Here is a 21,020-nt window from a genome sequence, read left to right as displayed (position 1 = left end):
AACACCGCAGGGGCAAACGGGTCCAGCGCCATCGTCTCCTGCACCAGGACCGCGAGGCTGTTGATGCCGGCCCGGAAGTCGATCGGCTCCCGATGCAGGTAGACCTTCAGATCAGCGCCCAGTCTGAACATGACCCAACGCTCCGATTATCGCCGTCAATCCGCTGAGATCATTGCACTCCAGCGTTAGTCTCACACCATTGGGCAGCGACGCGCTCACCTTTGCTGGAGAGGAAAGTGGGCCGTTCCTGTCCGTTCTCGGCAGTCGCTCTTCGCGATCCGCGGCAGGCATCTCAATGTCGAACTCCCTGCTCGGGGCCGCGACCTGAACGGGGATAAACGCAGATGTTGAAGACGGCGATAATGGATGGGCCTGGGTGTGCTTCCTAATCCATTTCCAAACGAGGTTCGCATTGACCCCATGTTCTCGCGCTAGTTTCGATACCGATGCGCCGGGCTCAAGGCAGGCAGCAACAAGGCGATCCTTCGACCCTTGATCGAAGCGGCGTCTTCCATTCCGACCAACCAGCCGTACCGCAAGTTTTTGACCTACATCCATAACTTGGTGTCCACCTCTTTTAAGTGGACACCACATGCCAAAGCTCACTCAATTGCAGAAGGTGCGGAGAAATTCGCGCTTACCTTCAAGCTGCGTAATCTTCGTGCCCCACACTTTTTCATTGCCGATCGGACTTAGCCACGCGGTCCTTCAGCCTGTGCCAAGCATGCATCCTGTTCGCCGTCTGGACGGCGGCGGCGTGGGCGGGGATCTTGCGCATGGATGTCACCGGAAGTGGCATCTCGCCGTCGGTCCGCTTGCCTGCCGCCCAGCGCCCCATCTCCTGACCGAGCGACATGGACAACGCGACACCACGCCCCGAATAGACCCCGCCGAATACGAGGCCCGGCGCAAGCCGGTAGAGGCGCGGCTGGCGGTCCGGAACGACCGCAAACGTACCATGCCAGTATTCCTGTACCTCGGGCGGCCCACCGAAGGCCTTGAATGCCTTGCCGAGGACTTGAGCGACCTTGTCGCGCCCACGCTGTGCTTCGTTGAACCAGAAAGTATGCGTCGCGCCGCTGACAAGGCGGTTGTCGCAGTCATAGTGGAAATAGCGAAGGTCGTTGCGCATGTCGGACACGGCCGGATTACCGACCAGTATCTGAGCGCGCAGCTCCTGGGAAAGTGGCGGGGTCGCCGCCTGGAAAACCTTGAACGGAATCAGCGTGCGCTTCAATCCCGGCCAGATGTCGCCGGTCAGCGCGTTCGTTGCGAGAATGACCTCCGGCGCTGTCACGCTTCCCGATGCGGTAAAGACCCGCCAGCCGTCCTCGACCCGCTCAAGCCGTGTCGCCCGCGAATTTTCGAATATCGTCACACCCTCGCCCTCGATCGCCGAAGCTAGGCCGATCGTCATCGCGAAAGGATTGATATGACCGGAATTATGCACCATCCAGCCGCCGAGATAGGGACTGCCGATGCGCTCCGTCGCTTCGGCCCGATCGAGCCAGGAAACGCTTGCACCGAATGCCTTCCACTCGTCGTGGAATTGCCGGGCGCGCGCCAGCGTCTTATCCGTATGCGCCGGCTGAATCCAGCCCTCCTGAACCTGATGGGCGTCGATGTTGAAGCGCTGCATCAGCCCGAAGGCGATACCTGCCGCATCCGCAACCAAACGGTTGTAGCGCTCGCCGATCCGGCCGCCATAAGCGGCTTCAAATTCGGACGGCGATGCCTTGGAATGGTGTGAGATCACCAGGCCGTTGTTGCGGCCCGATGCGGCGGAGCCGATCTCGTTGCCTTCGAGCATGACCACGCTCATGCCGGCATCACGGGCACCGAGTGCCGCTGCCATGCCGGTGAAGCCGCCGCCAACGACCAGTACATCAGTGTGAACGTCGCCCGCTAGGCGAGGGGCCGACGCTCGCTTGCGCGCGGTCTTCCGCCACAGATGCGGCGTTTTCCAGTCGACGTCAAACATGGATCGTCTCCTCGGTCGCACCTCCGAGATAATGGTCGCTGATTGCAGAATGCTCGGCAAGCTCCTGCGCTGGCCCGTGGAGGCGAACGCGACCTGTGTTGAGGAGATAGGCGTAGTCGCCGCATTCCAGGGCGAGCTGCACATTCTGCTCGACGAGGAGGATGGAGATGCCGGAGGTCGAGAGGTCGAGAATAATGCGGAATATCTGCTGAATGATCTTCGGCGCAAGGCCGAGCGAAGGCTCGTCGAGCATCAGGAGCTTCGGCTCGGCCATCAGCGCGCGGCCGATGGCAAGCATCTGCTGCTGGCCACCGGACATGCGGCTCGCCATGCCGTTGCGGCGTTCCTTGAGGATGGGAAAGAGCTCGAACACGTCGTTGCGCAGGACTTCGAAGCTTTTCCCGCCACGGCCGATATGGGCAGCCACGAGATTTTCTTCGACCGTCAGGCGCTGGAAGATCTGCCGGCCTTCGGGGCAGTGTGCGAGCCCCATCCGCACCACCTGTTCCGGCCGCGAGCCGACAATGTCCCGGCCTTCGAACTCGATCGAACCGGCGGTGGCCCGAGCGACGCCGGAGATCGAATTCAGGAGCGTCGTCTTGCCGGCGCCATTGGGACCGAGGATGACAACGATCTCGCGTTCGTCGACTTCCAGGTCGATCGCATTAAGAACGCCGACGCGCCCGTATCCCGAGCTGAGTCCGGCGATCTTTAGCAGCGGTCTTGATGTCGTCGAGGTCATTTGCAGTTCCCAGATAGGCCAGTTGGACGTCGGCGCTTGCCTGAACTTCCGCAGGCGTGCCTTGAAAGAGGAGCTTGCCGTGATGCATCACGACAATCCTGTCGCAGACGGTCATGACAAGATCCATGTCGTGTTCGACTACAATCATGATGCGGTCGGGCGTCTTCAACTCCGCAAGTCTTGCGGTCAACTCGGCAGTTTCGTGATGGTTGAGGCCGGCGGCCGGCTCGTCGAGCAGGAGCACACGCGGGTTCATGACGAGCGCGCGCGCGATTTCCAGCATGCGCTGGCGGCCATAAGGAAGGCTTCCCGCTTCGGCATCGGCATAATGTTGCAGGTTGAAAAAGGCCAGCAACTCCATGCAGACGTCGCGGCGTTCCCTTCGCCGTTTCGCGGCGAAGGGTGGCCAGAGAATTTCCCGCCAGACCTGTCCGACATGCGCCGGATAGAAACAGACCTCGAGGTTTTCCAGCACCGTCATCTGATCAAAGAGGCGGATATTCTGGTAGGTACGCGCGACGCCGGAATTCGCGATCTGGTATTTCTTCATGCCGCTCAGCGTCTTGTCGTCTAGGCTGATCTTGCCGCCCGACACCACATAAGAGCCGGCCGTCATGTTGATCAGCGTGGACTTGCCGGCGCCATTCGGCCCGATGACCCCATGGATCAAGCCTGGTTCGAACCGTGTCGAGACATCGTCGATCGTGACGTGTTGACCATATTGCTTGCGGAGTTTTTCGAAGGTTAGCGTCATTTGCCGAAAAGCCCCCGAATGAGTTTTTCCGGCCCGAACGATCTTGGCACGATGCCTGAGGGGCGCACGATGATGAGCACGATCATCAGAAGACCCAAGAACAGGATACGCCATTCGGCGAACTCGCGCAGGACCTCCGGAAGCAGGATGAGAATGGCGGCACCGACCACGATGCCTAAGATATTTCCGATGCCGCCGACCACGATCATCAGTACGATAAGCACGGATTCCTGCAGCGCAAAGCTATCCGGGCTCACGAAGCGCTGCGATGCCGCGAAGATGACACCGGCGATCGACCCGATTGTCGCGGAGGTCGCGAAGGCCGCGAGCTTGGCGTTGGTGGTATTAATGCCGATGCCGCGCGCTGCGTCCTGATCCTCGCGGATTGCAGCCCACGCCTTGCCGAGAATGGATTTCTCCATGCGCCAGACGAAGGTCGCGACAGCGAGGACGACAACGATCAGCAGCCAATAGATCTCGGTCGGCCTGGCAAGTTCGATGCCAACAATCGACGCTTTGTCCAGCCGTGCGATGCCCTTCGGACCACCGGTCAGCCAATCGAGGTTGTTCATCAGGATGCGGATGATTTCGCCGAAGCCGAGAGTTACGATCGCAAGATAGTCGCCTCTCAACTTAAGAACGGGAAGGCCTAGGAGAATGCCGGTGATCGCTCCCACGCAGGCAGCGATCACGACGATCAACAAAAAGGGCAGATGCAGACCCAGCTGCGGGCTCGCAAGCAAGGCGTAGGTATAGGCGCCGACGGCATAGAAAGCGACAAAACCCAGATCGAGCAGACCCGCATATCCGATGACGATGTTGAGGCCGATGCCAAGGAGGATGTAAATCAAAAGGCCATTGGCGACGCGCACGTAGTAGTTCGACAGGAATGGTGTTGCCACGATCAGCGCGACTGCGGCTAGCAGAACCACAAGTGGAAGTATCCTGCCGCCCCAGGTCCGCGGTTGAATAGATGTATCGACGGATGACATCAGAACTCCCTCTTGTAGACAATGCTCTCTTCCGAAACTGGCTCGCCAAGAATGCCGGCGGGCCGCACCAGAAGCACGAGGATGAGGATGGCAAACGCTAGGACGTCGCGATATTCGGTGCCGAGAATTCCGCCGGAAAGGATCGGCAGAAGCGCGGTTCCACCGACTTCAACGAAGGCGAGGATAAAGGAGCCAAGCACGGCACCGGGAATGGAGCCGATGCCTCCAAGGATAGCAGCCGTGAAGGCCTTCAACCCGACCACTGCTCCCATCGTTGGCGACATGATGCCGTAATAGCTCGCATAAAGGATACCGCCGGCCGCGCCGAGCAACGGGCCGAAGAAGAAGACCAGCGAGATGGCGAGATTGGCGTTGATGCCGAGCAGTTGCGCGGTCGGACGATTCTCGGACACGGCGCGGACGATGATCCCTGCCCGACTGCGGTTGACCAGCAGATACAACGCGGCCATCAACACGAAGGCGGCGATCAGGATACCGATCTGAACCAGCGTCACGGTACCGCCGAAAACGTCTATGCGGGTCGCCGGAAAGAAGCTGGGGAACCCGACCGGCTGTGGGCCGGCCATGATCTGAACGCCTGTGACCAGCGAAAGCGACACACCGAGCGACGACAACATTGGCGCCAGCCGGTTGGAGGTTCTGAGCGGCTTGTAGGCGAGCCGTTCGATGCCGACGCCGGCCAGACCGACGGCGATGAGCGCCACTGCGAAGACCAGGCTGAGCACAAGGGCACCGGCGCCACCGATATCGCCGACGAAGAACGTCAGCGTTAGGAACGCGGCATAGGCACCGAGCATGAACATCTCGCCGTGAGCGAAGTTGATCATGCGCAGCACGCCGTAAACCATGGTGTAGCCGAGAGCGATAAGTGCGTAGATCGCACCAATCGTCAGGGCATTGACTGTTTGTTGAATGAGGATTCCGAGCATAGGGGTCCTGTCCAAAGACGCCGCGTTGGGCGGGATAGGATGCGCGGCTGCATTCGCGAGCGATTGTGCAGCCGCGCGTTCAAAAAGTCACGAGCGAGGGAGGCGCGACGTGCCTTGTCTGGCGGTCACTTGGTGCCGATCAAGGTGAACTTGTCGCCTTCGACCTTGTATAGGTAGGACGGAGCGACCTTCAGTTCACCCTTGTCGTCGAATTCGAGCTGACCGATCGCCGTATCGGCCTTCACGTTGTGCAGCGCTTCGTTCATGTCCTCGCGGGTATATCCCTTGGCGCTTTTCAGCACTGCTTCGAGGATCTGCGCCTGGGCATAGCCGTAGATCGAGTAAGGGCCCGCATCTTGCCCATACTTTGCCTTGTACTGCGCGGCGAAATCGGCGATCGCCGGCGTTGCGTCAAGCGGTGGCGCCTGGACGGCAACCGTGGCGCCTTGAACGTTGACTTGACCGGCCTGCGATATGAATTCAGGCGTATAACCACCATCGGGAACCATCAGGGTCGCCTTGACCCCTTGTTCATGCATCTGCTTGGCGAAGAGCGCCAGCTGCGGCATGACCGCGCCAAGATAGATGACATCGGGGTTCTTGGACTTGATCTGAGCGAGAACGGCGCTGAAGTCCACGTCCGTCGGCGCGATCGAGAGCGTGTCCAGCACCTTGCCGCCGCCAGCGATGAAATTCTTGCCGAAGATTTCCGAGATGCCCTGACCGAAGACCTGCTTGTCATTGACGATAAGAGCGGACTTGGCGTTTAATTTCTGTAGTGCGTACTCGGCAGGAAGCAGAGCGCCGGCGAAGTCATTGGCAACCGGGCGCACCATGAACTTATAACCCTGCTGGGTCAGCGCCGGATTGGAGCCGAACGTCATCGTCGGCATCGTGCAATCTTCGTAGATTGGCAGCGTGGACTGCGCGACGCCTGAATTGAAGTTCACGAGGCCGAGGACAACGCTTTCATCGTCGCAGAACTTCTGTGCAACAAGTGTTCCCTGTCGTGGGTCGGCCTGGTCGTCTTGCTGGTTGATCTTGACGGTTACGCCATTGACGCCGCCTGCGGCGTTAAGCTTATCGATGTAGAGCTTGAAACCGTTGTGCCAAGTCGTGCCGAAATAGGCCTGAGGGCCGGAGATCGGTCCGGCAAGACCGATCGTAACGTCCTCGGCAAGGACTGGGCCGGCAAAGATGACGGTCGATAGAGAAAGTGCGGCAATCAATTTCATAGTCGTTCCCCTTGTTAATGAGTCTGTCGCATGTGGCAGGCCATTCCGGTCTTCTTGCCGATAGATCGCATGGAAGCAGACAATTAGAGGCACGTCAAGAAAGTGTCGACACTATTGCGTTCAATTTTTTATTGATCTATCCGTTGCTGGACGTGGACCGGCCGAAGCGGAGCGGCTGCAGCGGCTTTGGTTGGGAATAAACGCGCAGCAGAGCGTCCTTCAGCGCCTGCTGGGTCGCGGAAACCGTGAGTTCAATATGCTGTCTCAACAATTCGACGCCTTCGTCCGCAGCACGCGCGACGGCAGCCTCCACGATTGCCGAATGCGTCGAGATCAGGCTGTTGTCGTGGCTGCGATGTTCGATCTGGATCCGGCGAATGAAGCGGATACGCGCATTGATGGCCTGCAGCTGATTGACGAGCTCGGGGTTGCCGGAGAGTTCGGCAATGAGCAGGTGGAAGCCTTCGTCCTCAGCAAGGATGTCGTCCGCCGGCTGGTCAATGTAACCGTCGACTATCTTTCCCCAGTAGGACTGCAGTCGCCCGATATGTTCGTCGGAGGCGCGCTCGCACATCAGGCGGAAGGCGGCACACTCGATAATCGACCGCAGTTCGTAGAGGTCGATCAAGCCCTCGGTACTCAGACTGCGCACAAAGAACCCCCGATTGGGGGTCAGCGACACGAATCCTTCCGACGCCAGCCGGTTGAGCGCCTCCCGGATGGGCGTGCGCGAAATCGCAAGGCTTTTGGCCAAGCGCATCTCATTGATGCGTTCCTCCGGTTTCAGCTGAAACTCGATCAGCAGTTTTCGGATGGCGTTGTAGGCTCTCTCGCTGCTGTCGGCGGCTCTGCGGGTTTCCGCCTCCGCCTCTACGAAAGCAACGGGGCTGCTGGTTTGTTCAGGATTTTTCATCAGAGAACGGTCCGTGGATGATACGAAGTTGTCGACAGATTTACATACAGTTTCTTCGTGTTTAATCGGTCGCTGGGACAAGCTCAAGATCATGGGAGATCGCATATTATGACAGTCGGCTTTCTTGGAGTAGGACATCTTGCTGCAGCGATGGTCGAGGGTCTCGCCCGATCGGGCACCCGCGACACTGTGATTCTCTCGCCACGCGGCAAATCCAGCCAGCTGGCGGCGCGGCACGGCCTTGCAATCTGCGCGGACAACCACGAACTTGTCGAACGCTCCGACATCATCATCCTCGCCGTCCGCCCCGAAGACGCTGTGGGCGCGATCCAAGGCTTGCCCTGGAGAAAAAACCAAATCGTGATCTCCGTCTGCGCCGGTGTCGCGCTCTCGCAATTCCCTGCCATCCCGGCCAGAATCGTGCGCGCCATGCCGCTGACGGCCACCGAGATCAACGCCAGCCCGACGGTCTTCTACCCGGACGTCCGCGAGGCGCGCGCGTTGATAGCACGTTTGGGCCCGGCAATCGCGCTCGGGAGCGAGAAGGAGTTCGAAATCGCGACGGTCAATGCGGCGATCTATGGCTGGGCGCAGGATATCGTGCGGCAAAGCGTCGTTTGGGGGAGCAGCCGCGGTGCGGATGAGACACTCATGCGTCAGCTCGTAGCCCAGACTTTCGTTGCCGCCGGGCGAATGATTGCCGAGACCGCGCAACCGATGGAAGCCATTCTGGGCGATCTCGTCACGCCCGGCGGAATCACGGAACTCGGCCTGCAGGTGCTTGACCTGGAAGGGCAACCCGCCGCATGGCAGGCGGCATGCGAAGCCGTGCTGGCGCGGCTGACCGCCACAGGCACGTGACGACGCCCGATCAGGTCGATGGGGTCGCGCTCGGATAGACATGGCCTCCGACCGCCTGATCCGTCGGGGACACGATGATTTCCGCCACGTCGGCGTTGAATGGCAGCTTCAACGCCCCGAGCAGCACCGCTGCGACATCCTCCGGATGCAATGGGCGTTGATGCGCATACATCCGCTCCTGCAGACCCGCCGCATCGCCATCGAATGCCTGAAGGTAGAATTGCGTCTCCACCCTGCCCGGCGCGATCTCGGTCAGCCGGACACCGGTGCCCGCGAGGTCGTAGCGAAGGATACGGCCAGCCTGCGACAATCCTGCCTTGGCAGCGCCATAGCCAGTCGTGCAGGGAAAGACAGCTGATGCCGCAGTGCTGGTCAGGTTGAAAATATGGCCGCGTTTTCTTTCGATCATGCCCGGCAGCAGCATTCGAATGAGCTGCAGCGGAGCGGTAAGGTTGAGGGCGATTACCTCGTCCGTTTCCTCAGCCGTCTGTTCATACAGCGGCCGCACGGTCGAGATTCCCCCAGCGTTGTTGACCAGGACGTCTATCTCCACGCCGCCAAGCGCCCGTGCGATGCCGGTGAAATCCCTCACGTCGGCAACAAGTGGCCGGAAGCGCTCTCCCAGCCGGGTTGCCAGCTCCGCCAGCGAACTCTCGCTGCGGCCGAGAGCGTAGACGGTGAGCCCCTCTTCCACCAGGCTGGCGGCAATCGCCGCGCCGATACCCTTGGAGGCACCCGTCACCAATGCACATCGATACGTCATCGCCATTCTCCCTTCGAGGGCCTACAAGGCGCCGTGTCTGGCGACATCGTTCAGGATCGCGACCAAGCCGGCTTCGCGTTCGGCCTTCAGCTGGTCCTGGCTGCGATCGCCGACGGCTGCCGCGGTCGATTTCGTTACGGCTGCGATGGTTTCCTCGTCGAGCTTGGCGTCGAGCAGCGTGTCCCATATCGCCTGATATGTCGGACCGTATTTGCGCAGAAAATCTTCCATGCCGGTCGCATTCAACTGATTGGAGATAAAGGAGCCCTGCAGGGTCCACTTGGGACCGGGCCCATAGACGAAAGCGCGATCCACGTCCTCGACCGAGGCGACGCCGTCGCGGACGAGCGCAATCGCTTCGCGCCACATCGCTCCCATCAGGCGCAACGCCAGATGGCCGGTGATCTCCCGGTTCATGACAACAGGCTTCTTGCCGATCTCTTCATAGAGTGCTTTGGCGGCAACGACCGCTTCGGAGTCCGTCAACTTGCCGCCCACGACCTCGACCAACGGCATCAGATGAGCCGGATTGAAGGGATGGCCGAGGACGATACGCCCGGGAATGCGGCATTCGGTCTGCATTTCGGAGACCAACAGTGCTGACGAAGACGAGGCGATAATCACGTCGTCGCCGACACAGGCCTCGATTTGCGGAAGCAGCGTGCGCTTGATCTCCAGGTTTTCCGGCCCATTTTCCTGAACGAAATCCACACCGGCCATGGCGTCGGCCATGGAGGCAAACAGCACGATTTCACCGGGCTCCGTATCTCTCGGCGGGCGAACGGCATCGAGATCGGCCAAAAGGCTCGGAAGCAACTGCCGGAAGCCGGCCTCCTGGTCCGCGGACCGATCATAAACACGCACGCTGTGACCGGCATGCGAAAACGCGGCCGCCCAGCGCTGCCCAATCACGCCGAAGCCGACGATCCCGATTGTCTTCTTCACTTTCTTTCCCCTTTTCAGTCGAGCGCCTTGCGGAAGGCTTCGTTGAGGTCGTTCCACGGAATGAGAAGATCGATCCAGGCGCCGATACGGCCCGTCACGATGATCGCCTCGTCGATCAAAGCGGAGAACGGCAACGAACCGCCCATGGCCGTTTCGAGCGCAAAGAGAAGTGCCGGTGTCTCGTCCATGTGACAGAAGTCACGCAGTCTCGTCGCCGTCTTGTTGAGGGCGATCGCCGCAGTCTGGCGCAGGGCCGCTTCGTCCCGTTTGCTTATTTCCGAACGCATCCACCACAGCAGTTCGTGCAGAACCCGCGCCTCCCCCTCGGCTGCGAAGACCGGACCAGCCGGATGCATGATGGCGCGGGACGCGGTGACGCGGGCGATGTCGGCGGGCATCGCAGCCCATAGCCGCTCGCGGGACGCGATCATGCCCGGCGGCAACGGCGACACGTCCTGCAGCGCCGGCATCTCGCTTCCGTCCGACGTCAGCGTCGCCGACAGGATCCGTCGGCCTTGGTCGTGCTTCAGCGTTGCGGCAAGCGATGCGATGCCTTCGATCGGCGCATCGAGCACGCCGAGCAGGGTGACATGCGCCGTCTCCGCCTGAAGCGGCGCGAAGGTGATCTCGACGAACTGGCGCACCGGCCAGTAGAGGAATGCGCCGGCGGGCGCATCCAGAACATGGGTGGCGCCTTCGACATCCTCGACGAAGGGAGCATGCCAATAGATATGGCTGCCAGCAATCTTCGGCGTGTGCAACTGGAGCGCCATCGGAAGGGTGCGCAACAGGGCGTTGCGCGTCCTCGTGGCGTCGCCTGTCAGCCGGATCGGCCAGGTCTGGCCCTCGGCCGAGAAATGAAGGTGCATATTACTTTCCAGGAATGAAGAAGGATACGGGTTTGAGAATCTGGTTGCGCATGTCGGCCAGATAGTCGGTCTCAATCACCTTGCGGCGATAGGCCTGCCATTCGGGATCTGCTTCCATCTGATCGCGACGGGCCTCGCGGTCGGCCAGGCTTTCATATTTCCAAAGGTGCACGGTCCGCGACAGATCGCCGATATGAGTCTGGAAAAAGCCGAAGGGTTCGCCAAGATAATGGCGCTGCATCGGCAAGCCTATATCCTCGTAGAGCTTCAGGAAGCTTGGCAGCATGTTGGGCTTTGCAGTGTAGGTGCGATGGTCGAAAATCATTCTGTGCTCCTTGATGTCTTCTGGTGATCAACTGCCGCCGGCATGACCGGCGGGCCGGTTTCATGCGCCAGTGCTTCTGACCGTTTCCATGATCAGCCTCGCAGTCAGGCCAGGCGCTTCCATCTGCGGGACGTGTCCGACGCCCGAGAGAAGATGCACGGCCGCGAAGTCTGGCGCTCGCAGCGCGTGGCTGCAGGGTATGACGCGGTCGGCTCGTCCCCAGACGATGCGCGTCGGGACAGTCAGCCGGGAGAGTGCCGGCAACCCGTCGAAGAGCTGCGTATCTCCACAAAACAGACGGCCGGCCAAGGCGTCGAGCGCCGTACGGTTGCCAACCTTCTCCATCTGCCGCAGCACGCCCGTTGCATATCCCTGCGGCAGGGTCGCAGCCTCGGCGAGCATGAAGGCAAGCCAGCGTTCCAGCGCGGCGGCGCTACCGGACCCGGTAAGGCCCGAAATGAAGCCGCCGGAAATCTCGGGTCCGAGGCCACCCGGCGCAAGCAGGGTCAGCGACCGCGCGGCAATACGGCCGACAGAGGTCAACGCCAGCGCCGTCGCGCCGCCAAGCGAATGTCCGACAATATGCGCCTGCTCGATGCCGTGCCCTTCAAGCTGATCGGAAACGAACGAAGCGAGGTCCTCGACACTTTCGGCGCGCGCGCCGGTGCTCGATCCGTGCGCCGGGAGATCGATGGTGATCGTGCGCGCGTCGGCGTCGAGAAGCGGCAGCACCTGCCGCCAGGCAGACTTGTCTGCTCCAAATCCATGCAACAGGACGATCGGCGGCCGTGCCTGCCTTACAGCGATGGCAGGCGCTGCGGGGGTGATCGCAGCAGGAGCCTGAGCTGACGCTTCAAACGATCTGGCCTTCTGCAAGTCGAGAAATGTTTGGATGTCGCGCTGCTTGATACGGCCATTGGGGCCGGAGCCGCTCACGGACGACAGGTCGATGCCAGCTTGCGATGCGAGGCGGCGGGCCAGCGGACTGGCGACCAGGCGCGCACCACCCTGCCGGGAGGTCGCGGGAGCGGTTGCAGGTGTGGGCGCCCCGGCCTCGGTCGCGGCCGAAGCAACAGCCGTGACCGCGCCGGCCGCGGCCTGAGGCTCGCTATCGGAAATGGTTCCCAGCACGGCACCCACAGGTGCTTCCTGGCCTTCCTGATAATGGATTTCCGCCAGCCATCCGTCGCGGTCAGCCTCAACCTCGGTGGCGGCCTTGGCCGTTTCGACCGTAACAAGCAGGTCACCGGCCCTCACCTTCTCACCCGCCTTGACGGACCAGGAAATAACCAGGACGGATTCCATATACTCGCCGCCGGCGCTCTCGATGCTTATGGGATGGATCGTCATCTGCAACCCCTCACTTCAGCGTTGCAAGCGCTGCGGCACGGATCTTCTCGGCATTGGGTAGCATCGCCGTTTCCAGAGGCTCGGAGTAAGGGATCGGCATATCCGGCAGGGTGACACGGGCAACGGGCGCATCGAGTTCGTCGAAGGCGTGATCCATGATCGAGGCGGAAAGCTCGGCCGCGTAGCCGCAGAAGCGCCAGCCCTCGTTAACGACGACAGCGTGATGGGTCTTCGCGATGGAGCCGACGATGGCATTGATGTCGAGCGGGCGCAGCGAACGCAGATCGATTACCTCGGCAGAGACCCCGTCCGCTGCCAGTAGATCGGCGGCTTTCACCGCTTCGACGACCAACTTCGACGTTGCGAAGATGGAAACATCCGTTCCCTCGCGCATCGTCGCCGCCTTGCCGAGCGGAACGATGACGTCGCCGTCAGGCACCTCGCCACGAATGTTGTAAAGCAGCTTGTGCTCGAGGAAGACGACCGGCTGATCGTCGCGGATCGCCGCCTTCAACATACCCTTGGCGTCCGCCGGAGTGGAAGGTGCCACGACCTTGATCCCCGGAATATGCGCCAGCATGGAATCCAGTGCCTTGGAATGCTGCGCACCCGCGCCGGCGCCGCCGCCGCCCTGGGTTCTGAGGACAAACGGCATCTTCACCTGGCCGTCCCAGATATAGTTGTAGATCGAGGCCTGATTGACCAGCGCATCGAGCGACAGCGGAATAAAGTCCGCATACATGATTTCGAGCACAGGGCGCGTGCCGGTCATCGCGGCCGTTACCGCCATCGCCGTCATTGCCTGCTCGGAAATCGGCGTATCGCGCACCCGGCTTTCGCCGAATTCGTCCATCAATCCCTTGGTCACCTTGAAGACGCCGCCATAGCGGCCGATATCCTCACCGAAGAGGAAGACGGAGGGATCGGCCGCCATCTCCTCGCGCAGCGCCGCGTTCAAGGCTTCGGCATATCGCATCAGGGCCATGTCAGTGCGCCTCGCTGTAGGGGTTGCATGCTTCGTCGATCGCAAATTGCGGCATCGGGTCAGAGAGGGCGGCCTCGAACGCGGCATCGACCTCCGCCTTCGCCTCGGCCTCGATCTCGGTCAGCCTCACCTCGCCGACTTCGGCAAGAAGCGCGTTGCGCGAGACCGTCAGAGGATCGCGGGCCTTCCAGCGCTCGATGTCCTCGGCCGTCTGGTAGCCGCCCATGTCCGAGGTCGAGAACCCTTCCAGACGGTAGGTCTTGCACTCGACCATACCCGGACCTTCTCCACGGCGGGCCCGGTCCACCATCGCCGAAACGGCGCGATAGACGGCCACCGCGTCGTTACCGTCGACGATCTCGGACGGCATGCCATAACCCGCGGCGCGTATCGAAATATCCTCGACCGAGGACTGGACGGAAGACGGAACCGTCAGTCCGAACTGGTTATGCTCCAGGAGGAAGACGACCGGCAGCTTCCACAGAGCCGCCATGTTCATCGCTTCGTGGCAGATGCCGGTCTGCGCCGCGCCGTCGCCGAATACGCACATGGCGACGTTCTTCTGACCCATCATCTGCATCGACAGCGCCATGCCCGTCGCGGCCGGTATGCCGGCGCCGACGATCGCGTTGCCACCAACGACACCCTTGGAGGCATCCGCGACCAGCATGTGGCCGGCGCGACCACCGCAAGCGCCGGTTTCGCGACCAAAGATCTCCGCGATCACCGGCCGCATCGCCATGCCCTTGCCAATATAGACGGCGTGTCCGCGATGCGTCGTTGCGACCTTGTCGTCGGCTTCCAGAACGGCGGTCGCGGCGATGCCGACCGCTTCCTGGCCGTCACAACGATGGATCGGGCCTCTGGTGCGGCCCTCCTTGTGAAGGGCGCCGAGCCCTTCTTCGAGATGCCGTACCATCAGCATCTTCCGATAGATTTCGAGATGGTCTTCCGTCGAGGGTGTGTTCTTCACAAGAGCCTCCAAGTGCGTTGAGAAATTTAATACAAAAGTGTCGACACTTTGCAAGCCTTTCTGCAAAATAGATTTCAGCCACTGTGGAAAGGAAGAAGGACAATGCGACTGAAGGGGAAGACGGCTGTCGTTACGGGCGCGGGTGCCGGCATCGGCGAGGCGACGGCAGAACTGTTCGCGCGCGAAGGCGCGAGGGTAATGATCGTCGATCGGGATGCCGCGGCCGCCAATCGCGTCGCGGCGCGGATCGGCGGCGCGGCGGTCGAAACCGATGTCTCCGATGAGGCCTCCGTCAAAGCAATGGCAAGCCGTGTCGCCGAGCTTTTCGGCAGCGTCGATATCCTCGTCAACAATGCCGGCTACGGAATTCGCGGCACTGTCCTGACGATCGAGGCCGCGGACTGGGACGCGCTGATGGCGGTCAACGTCAAGGGCGTGTTCCTATGCTCGAAGCACATCATCCCGCTGATGACGGCCGGTGGCGCAGTCGTCAACACTGCCTCGAACGTCGCGAATGTCGGGCTGGCCGACCGGGCGGCCTACGTGGCATCGAAGGGGGCGGTCGCCGCGCTGACGCGGTCGATGGCTCTTGATCACGTGGCGCAGAAAGTTCGCGTCAACGCCGTGGCGCCAGGCACGACATGGTCCAGCTATTTCGACAGGATACTCGAGACGCATACCGATCCGGATGGCTTCGTCGCGGCGCTGAACGCCCGGGCTCCGATGAACCGCGTTGCAAAACCAGACGAAATCGCTCAGGCGATCCTGTGGCTTGCTAGCGACGAAGCCTCCTACGCGACCGGTTCCATCCTAACCGTCGATGGCGGGATGACGGCTTGGTAGATATCGGCCAGACAGGCTTTCAGGCGGACGGGATGGTGGTGCGCAGCGCGGCCAGCATCTCGTCCAGGTCCCCGCAGGGCAGGAAGCCCGCGCCTGCGAGATCGGATCGCACATCTACCGGAAGACCGGAATTCGAGTCCTTCGGTATCTCGTTCAGCCGTCCGCCGACCAGAACCGGCAGGTCCATGCCATGGGACGCCATGACCGTCTTGACCGCCGTCGCGTAAGACAGCGCGACGCCGTTGTAGGTGCTGATGGCGATGACGCCGGCACCAGTCTCCTTCGCGTGCTTGACAAGGGTTTCGGGATCAACGGCCACTCCGGCATCGACGATGCCAACCCCTAGTCCCTCAAGCGCCTGTTCCACCAGATACTTTCCGTGCTCATGCACGTCAGTCGTCCCGATGCAGACGAGCGGCGCGACAGGGACATTGAGCGGTGGCTGCGCGGCCACCCATTCCGCAGCCTTGTGATTGAGCTCGCGCGCCCACTCCGCATGGATGAGTGGTTGCCGCCCGCGCGACGTCTCCGCACCGGGCCCGAACAGCAGTTCCATTGTCTTCGGCCCCATGCGGCGGATGGCGAGCATCAACGCGGCCGGGTCTCTGGTATCGACGCCGCGGTCGGCGAGACCGGCCAGCACCGTTGCCGCGAAACGGCGACCGCCATCGACCAGCGTGTCCGCCATGGCCTCGATTGTCGACCAGTCGAGAATGGGCACATAGAACGGGGCGTGGTATGCAAGGCGGCTGGCGAAGGTCTGCGCGTCGATGATCTCGTCGACATCGGGAATGCGCTGGTTTTCGGTAACAGGGACGGGATTGATGGCATGGCCCGAAGGCCAGCGCCCCAGTGCCAATATATCGGCCATGAGATAGCTGGAGAGGCTGGCGTAGTTCCCCGCCGGCGTCGACTGATATGCGACGGTATTGCCGAAGATCATCGTGCCGGGTGCATCATTGACCCGAGCGAGGGCGGCATGGAATGCCGCGCGCGACAGCGGATCGCTGAAGTGATGCCCATAGCAATGCGAAACCCGGGCGCCGATGAGGTCTTCGACGATATATTTCTCGATGACGACCATGCCGAGTGCGCAAGCCATGTCGATGAAGAGGCCGGCAAAGCCGTCGTCGAGGTTCGAATGGACAAGGATCGTCTCGTCCTGCGCAGCAATTAGCCCGAGCGCCGTGACGGTCGCCTCTGTGGTTGCGACATCGTCGTCCCAGTAAGGAAGGCGGAAGGTGAAATACTGGCCGAGATTTCCGATCGCAGTCGCTCCCGCAGCAATCGCGGCGCGGGTATTCTCGACCGCGCCCGGCAGGCCAAGCATGAAGTCGCCAAAGTGGGCGGCCGCAGGCGCGGCGTTTGTAATGCGGGCGAAGTCCTCCGGTCCGCTGAGCACGATACCTGTCCCGCGAGATGCCTTGGCGCGCATGGCTTCCGGATAGCCCATCGACCAGTCCAGCGTGATGCCGAAACGATCTACCGTGACGCCCGACCTCGCACAGGTCTCATGAACCGTGCGGATAGCCTCGATCGTGCGGTTCACGTCGCGAAAGCCGATATGGGCGTGCTGCATCACGCGCCCTTCGGCGGCGCAGCGCGTCTTCCACGCAGCTTCGGAACCGACGCCGGTTTCGGCGAGGAACATGCACGTCCCCAGCCGCCAGATGCGCGCCATATCACGGCCTGCGTTCAGGAGTTCCCGGCCGGCCCGCAGCTGGGGATCGGTAAGTTTGGGGGCGATTGTTTCCGTCATGTCCGGACTTTTTCGATGAAGTGGCGGATCGTTTCGGCGAACTGCCGGGGCCGGTCCTTCGGATGGAAATGCGCTCCGGTCAGCATCGTGAACTGCGAACCGGGGATTGCTTCCGAAACCGCCTGCGACAGATATGGCGGCGTCAGGATATCGGCATCAGCAGCGATGACGTGGACGGGGCGGTCTATCCGCGGCAGATCAACCAACCGGTCATGGTCGAGCAACATCCGCACCCGTCCGGCGGTGACGTCGAGCGGCGAAAGCGTTGCCGGCGCCGCCTTCACGGCAGTTTCGAAGCGTTCGGCATGAGCGTCTAGATACTCAGCCTCGTGGCCGAACACGTGCGTCATACGCTGGTAGCTTTCCGCAAGCCCCGCCTCCAGAAGCTCCGCGCGCGCAATGAATAGCATACGGAAGCGTTCGTCTGCCCGCGCCCATGAGCTGCTGATCGTAAAACTCAGTCCGACGCCCGGATGGTCGAGCGCCAACGTCTGGGCGATCGCCCCACCGGTCGAGTGGCCGACGATGTGAACCGGCTCGCCCTGTGCGGCGGCGATGGCGGCGAAATCCGCCGATATCCGACCGATCGAATAGCTGCCTTCTGGCCGGTCGCTGCGCCCCGCTCCGCGGTGATCCACCACCGTCAGCCGGAAGTGGCGTTGCAATTCCTCGACCACCCCGTTCCAGAAGCGGCCGTCGCCGCCAAGGCCGGGGATCAGCATGACCGGCGGGCCATGGTCACCGAAGGTCTCGTAATGGATACGGCAACCGTCGGGCGCGACGAAGAAGGGCATTACGGTCTCCCTTTGCTTTCCAGCAGGTCTCGCGCGGCCGCCGCCAAACTGAGGCCGGTGACGACGGACGTCTTTGGATTATCGGGCGCGGGCGCATTGGCGAAGCGGAACAGCGCTTCGCCGGCGCTGCTCCTGACCTCGATCTCGTGGATATTGCTTGTTAGGCCCGGATCAGCGACGACGGCCACGGAAATCGCGGTAGGATGGGCGATAAGGGCCGCCGTGAACGCCGCATTGGTGTTTTTTGGATAGAGCTTCGCCGCCTCGGACGGGCTGCCTTCGAACAGGGTAACGGGGCCGACAACATCCGTCAGACCAAGCGCGTCGAGTTCCGCACGCCAGGCTGCCACAGGCTTCTTCAGCCGGTAGTTTATCGTCGTGTCGGGAAGGATCGAGACCGCGGCGAGATAATCGAGGCCACCGATCGCGCCCGAGGGGATGACCAGCCGCGCGCCGGAGGCTGCACGCGCCTCTCCGACCGCCTGCGCGGTCTCGGGCTCGGCAAGCGCCCCGATGGAGGCGATGACAACAGGAACACCTGCCCGTAGCAACTGCGGCACATAGGCCGCGACACTACGCTGGCCGGCCGCCTCGATGACGACGCGAGGGTGCGCCGCAAGCATCTCGCCAACGCTTTTCACGATCGCCGTCGGCGCAGGTGGGCTGGCGGACGAACCTTCGCGAAGCAGCACCACCCACCGGACCGCGCTTGTCTCAAAGGCGGCCATCACCTGTTTGGCCAAAGCGCCGAAGCCGATCAATCCGACGGTGACTGGCTCGATCGATGCCATGACGGTCAGCCCCGCTTCAACGGATCGAACTTATCCTTCAGATCGGCGCCGAACACCGTCTGCCGCTCGATCTCGAGCACGTTTTCCGGGCGGGGGAAATTCGACGGCACACGATCGCCGAGTGTGCGCGGCTTGCCGATCTGGCGAAAGAAATCCTCAAGACCATTCGGCACGATGAGCCAGACCCAGCGCAGGCGGGTATCGCCATCATTGATGAACATGTGGCGGACATTCCTGGGAAGAAAGATCGCGGTGTCCGGCACGAGCGGAAATTCCTTCCCGTCGATCACCGCCCGGCCGTGGCCCTCGATGATGTAAACGGCCTCTTCATTTCGGTCATGGGTGTGCTCCCGCACGTAGCCGCCAGGTGCTACCGACTGCGTTCCCATGCCGAAGGGAGACTCCATCGGGATGATATGCGGCGCAAGCGCCACATCGACATGACCGTTGGCGGGCACCGGCTGCCAGTAGCTTTCCCGCTGATCCGGACCCGAGACATGGACCCCCGCGGGCAGATCCGATTTCGTTGCGTCTTCCATGTTGTTCCTTTCCTTTATGATGCGGCAGGCAGCTCGCAGGCTACTGGTTCTGCCTGAGGATCGTTTCGGCCGAAATAAAGCCCCACGTCAGGTTGGGGCCGAGTGTCGTACCGGCTCCGACCGCCCGCGTGCCGATCGGATTGGACATTGCCAGGCCCGCGGCATAGAGGCCGGGGATGATCGAGCCGTCTTCGCGTAAGACCTGGCCGAATTCGTTCGTGCGAGCGCCGCCCTTCGTGCCGATGATCGACCGGTTGACCGACAGGCCGACATAAGGGCCCTTATCGATTGGATAAAGGCGAACCTTGCCGCCATCTTTCTTGCGTTCCCATGCCGGTTCACCGCGATGGAAATCCTCGTCGATTCCTTTGGCGCAGAAAGAATTCCAGCGAGCGATCGAAGCCTTCAAGTCCTCGGCGGGCAGGCCAAGCTTGACTGCGAGTTCCTCGATCGTATCGGCCTTCTTCACCCAACCCCGCTCGTAGGAGGCATACCAGCGGAAGGTGAAGGAGGACTGGAGAAAGCGATGATCGCCCACGAGGTAGCACGGCAGGTTTATCGGATTGCCGTCCGCATCGCGCTTGTCGAGAGCCTCGCCGATGTTGAAATGCGCCTCGCTGACGAAACGCTTGCCGTGACGATTGACGACGATCGAATGCGGTTCGTAGAGGAAGTTGATTGGCAGGCCGTAGCGCTTGCCTTCGTAGCGCGTCGGCAGGCAGACGTAAACATTCGCCTGGTCCATGTTGTCGAGCTGCGCGCCGGCGGCTTGCGCCATTCGCTGCCCATCGCCCTCGTTGCTCATCGGCGTTCCGATACGGTCGAGCGGACCCGGGAAATGGCGCTCGCGCATTTCCTTGTTCCATTCGAAGCCGCCGGAGGCAATCACGACACCACGATTTGCCGTAAGGGTTTCGCGCCCTCCGGCACTTTCTACCTCGACGCCGACGATGCGTCCGCTGTCGTCCTGAACGAGACTGAGCGCCCGCGTCGCCAGCCGAAATGTGACGCCAGCGTCAAGACAGCCCTTGACCAGGCCGGTCATCAACGCGGTCCCCTGCGCGCCGGCATTGTTCAGCCAGCGCCAGACCAGCTTCGGCCACATCTTGAAAATCGCTTGGAAAGGGCGATGGTAGAGATCGAGATTGACGTTTTCCTGGTAGGTGAACACATGCGGCAAGGTGGAGCGTCGCATCTTGCCGGCATATTTGCCGACCAGCCTTCGGCTTAGGGGCATCGGTGACAGCATGCGTCCGTATTTCTTGCCGCCGGAAGCCTCGACATAAGGATCCGGCTCGTCGATCAGCCGAAACTCGATCGGCGTATTGTCGGAGATAAATTTCAACGTCGAGGGAGCGTTTTCGACGAAGGCGCGATATCGGTCCACCTCCTTGTCCGCCCAGCCCGGCGGTGCGACGGCGAGCAGATAGTCGAGTGCTTCCTTCTTGCTATCGGATACACCTTGCGCCGCCGCAATATGGTTTGCTGGTATCCAGACCCCGGATCCGGACATGGCGGACGTCCCACCAAGCTTGGCGCTCTTCTCGATCGCGAGGACACGAAGCCCGCCCTTAGCCGCGCGAAGCGCCGCCGAACATGCGGCTGATCCGGTCCCGATCACGATGACGTCGTATGCGTCCATTCTTGTTCCCCTTA

Annotated in this window: 23 protein-coding genes; 2 read left to right on the top strand and 21 right to left on the bottom strand. The window is 61.7% G+C overall.

The genetic code is table 11. From position 1 onward, the window contains the following. The 9 genes from tnpB to GGQ67_RS21960 form a co-directional block, all read right to left on the bottom strand. On the bottom strand, positions 1–131 hold a 131-nt coding region (gene tnpB / locus GGQ67_RS25680; RefSeq protein ID WP_183902267.1), incomplete at its 3' end, for an IS66 family insertion sequence element accessory protein TnpB. Next, positions 112–558: an IS66-like element accessory protein TnpA gene (tnpA, locus tag GGQ67_RS21995; protein WP_183902266.1), complete on the bottom strand. Its 447-nt coding sequence runs from the start codon at positions 556–558 to the stop codon at positions 112–114. The genes tnpA and tnpB, both read right to left, overlap by 20 nt. Positions 559–676: 118 nt before the next feature. After that, a complete protein-coding gene (locus GGQ67_RS21990) occupies positions 677–1,981 on the bottom strand; it encodes an NAD(P)/FAD-dependent oxidoreductase (protein WP_183902265.1) in 1,305 nt (434 codons plus the stop codon). Beyond that, positions 1,974–2,723: an ABC transporter ATP-binding protein gene (locus GGQ67_RS21985; protein WP_183902264.1), complete on the bottom strand. Its 750-nt coding sequence runs from the start codon at positions 2,721–2,723 to the stop codon at positions 1,974–1,976. Before GGQ67_RS21985 ends, GGQ67_RS21990 begins: the two co-directional genes overlap by 8 nt. After that, the gene (locus GGQ67_RS21980) at positions 2,647–3,591 is read right to left on the bottom strand and encodes an ABC transporter ATP-binding protein (RefSeq protein ID WP_246400266.1); all 945 of its coding nucleotides are present in this window, start codon (positions 3,589–3,591) and stop codon (positions 2,647–2,649) included. Before GGQ67_RS21980 ends, GGQ67_RS21985 begins: the two co-directional genes overlap by 77 nt. Continuing rightward, complete coding sequence (locus GGQ67_RS21975; protein ID WP_343056540.1) at positions 3,474–4,409, bottom strand: ABC transporter permease subunit; 936 nt, start codon at positions 4,407–4,409, stop codon at positions 3,474–3,476. Before GGQ67_RS21975 ends, GGQ67_RS21980 begins: the two co-directional genes overlap by 118 nt. Before the next feature lie 59 nt (positions 4,410–4,468). Beyond that, positions 4,469–5,419, bottom strand: a complete 951-nt coding sequence (locus GGQ67_RS21970; protein WP_183902262.1) for a branched-chain amino acid ABC transporter permease — start codon at positions 5,417–5,419, stop codon at positions 4,469–4,471. Positions 5,420–5,544: 125 nt separating this feature from the next. Further along, positions 5,545–6,654 carry a branched-chain amino acid ABC transporter substrate-binding protein gene (locus tag GGQ67_RS21965; RefSeq protein ID WP_183902261.1) on the bottom strand — a complete coding sequence of 370 codons (1,110 nt, stop codon included), beginning with the start codon at positions 6,652–6,654 and terminating at the stop codon, positions 5,545–5,547. A 136-nt stretch (positions 6,655–6,790) separates the two neighbouring features. After that, positions 6,791–7,567, bottom strand: coding sequence for a GntR family transcriptional regulator (locus GGQ67_RS21960; RefSeq protein WP_183902260.1), 777 nt, complete (start codon positions 7,565–7,567; stop codon positions 6,791–6,793). Between the two features lie 108 nt (positions 7,568–7,675). On the opposite strand from GGQ67_RS21960, the gene GGQ67_RS21955 reads away from it, so the two are divergent. Further along, positions 7,676–8,428: an NAD(P)-binding domain-containing protein gene (locus GGQ67_RS21955; RefSeq protein WP_281393631.1), complete on the top strand. Its 753-nt coding sequence runs from the start codon at positions 7,676–7,678 to the stop codon at positions 8,426–8,428. A gap of 10 nt (positions 8,429–8,438) precedes the next feature. On the opposite strand, the gene GGQ67_RS21950 is transcribed toward GGQ67_RS21955, so the two are convergent. Genes GGQ67_RS21950 through GGQ67_RS21920 form a run of 7 tightly spaced genes read right to left on the bottom strand, consistent with a single transcriptional unit; the run spans position 8,439 to position 14,638 of the window. Then, positions 8,439–9,197, bottom strand: coding sequence for an SDR family oxidoreductase (locus GGQ67_RS21950; RefSeq protein ID WP_183902258.1), 759 nt, complete (start codon positions 9,195–9,197; stop codon positions 8,439–8,441). Between the two features lie 15 nt (positions 9,198–9,212). After that, positions 9,213–10,193 carry a 3-hydroxyacyl-CoA dehydrogenase NAD-binding domain-containing protein gene (locus tag GGQ67_RS21945; protein ID WP_343056539.1) on the bottom strand — a complete coding sequence of 327 codons (981 nt, stop codon included), beginning with the start codon at positions 10,191–10,193 and terminating at the stop codon, positions 9,213–9,215. Continuing rightward, entirely contained in the window at positions 10,151–11,005 is an 855-nt protein-coding gene (locus tag GGQ67_RS21940; RefSeq protein ID WP_183902256.1) for a hypothetical protein, read from the bottom strand. Before GGQ67_RS21940 ends, GGQ67_RS21945 begins: the two co-directional genes overlap by 43 nt. 1 nt (position 11,006) lies before the next feature. Continuing rightward, positions 11,007–11,330 (bottom strand): NIPSNAP family protein, encoded by a 324-nt coding sequence (locus GGQ67_RS21935; RefSeq protein ID WP_183902255.1) that lies wholly within the window; start codon positions 11,328–11,330, stop codon positions 11,007–11,009. Positions 11,331–11,390: 60 nt separating this feature from the next. Beyond that, entirely contained in the window at positions 11,391–12,680 is a 1,290-nt protein-coding gene (locus GGQ67_RS21930) for an alpha/beta fold hydrolase (RefSeq protein WP_183902254.1), read from the bottom strand. Positions 12,681–12,690: 10 nt separating this feature from the next. Next, positions 12,691–13,665, bottom strand: coding sequence for an alpha-ketoacid dehydrogenase subunit beta (locus tag GGQ67_RS21925; RefSeq protein WP_183902253.1), 975 nt, complete (start codon positions 13,663–13,665; stop codon positions 12,691–12,693). Position 13,666: 1 nt separating this feature from the next. Then, entirely contained in the window at positions 13,667–14,638 is a 972-nt protein-coding gene (locus GGQ67_RS21920; RefSeq protein ID WP_183902252.1) for a thiamine pyrophosphate-dependent enzyme, read from the bottom strand. A 102-nt stretch (positions 14,639–14,740) separates the two neighbouring features. On the opposite strand from GGQ67_RS21920, the gene GGQ67_RS21915 reads away from it, so the two are divergent. Next, on the top strand, positions 14,741–15,481 hold the full coding sequence (locus GGQ67_RS21915; RefSeq protein WP_183902251.1) for an SDR family oxidoreductase: 741 nt from the start codon (positions 14,741–14,743) through the stop codon (positions 15,479–15,481). A 19-nt stretch (positions 15,482–15,500) separates the two neighbouring features. On the opposite strand, the gene GGQ67_RS21910 is transcribed toward GGQ67_RS21915, so the two are convergent. From GGQ67_RS21910 to GGQ67_RS21890, 5 genes are read right to left on the bottom strand one after another with little or no spacing between them, the layout of a single operon-like run. Beyond that, positions 15,501–17,240, bottom strand: coding sequence for a cobalamin-dependent protein (locus GGQ67_RS21910; protein WP_183902250.1), 1,740 nt, complete (start codon positions 17,238–17,240; stop codon positions 15,501–15,503). After that, positions 17,237–18,034, bottom strand: a complete 798-nt coding sequence (locus tag GGQ67_RS21905) for an alpha/beta fold hydrolase (protein WP_183902249.1) — start codon at positions 18,032–18,034, stop codon at positions 17,237–17,239. The genes GGQ67_RS21910 and GGQ67_RS21905 overlap by 4 nt, the downstream gene beginning before the upstream one ends. Then, the gene (locus tag GGQ67_RS21900) at positions 18,034–18,825 is read right to left on the bottom strand and encodes an aspartate dehydrogenase domain-containing protein (protein ID WP_183902248.1); all 792 of its coding nucleotides are present in this window, start codon (positions 18,823–18,825) and stop codon (positions 18,034–18,036) included. The genes GGQ67_RS21905 and GGQ67_RS21900 overlap by 1 nt, the downstream gene beginning before the upstream one ends. A 5-nt stretch (positions 18,826–18,830) precedes the next feature. Continuing rightward, positions 18,831–19,364, bottom strand: a complete 534-nt coding sequence (locus GGQ67_RS21895) for a cupin domain-containing protein (RefSeq protein ID WP_183902247.1) — start codon at positions 19,362–19,364, stop codon at positions 18,831–18,833. 40 nt (positions 19,365–19,404) lie between these two features. Continuing rightward, positions 19,405–21,006 (bottom strand): FAD-binding protein, encoded by a 1,602-nt coding sequence (locus GGQ67_RS21890; protein ID WP_183902246.1) that lies wholly within the window; start codon positions 21,004–21,006, stop codon positions 19,405–19,407. Positions 21,007–21,020: the final 14 nt, after the last annotated feature.

It is taken from the genome of Rhizobium metallidurans (assembly GCF_014196505.1).
GTDB classification, from domain to species: Bacteria; Pseudomonadota; Alphaproteobacteria; order Rhizobiales; family Rhizobiaceae; genus Rhizobium; species Rhizobium metallidurans.
Note: the sequence above shows the minus strand (reverse complement) of the source record. Positions and strands in the feature narration are given on the sequence as shown.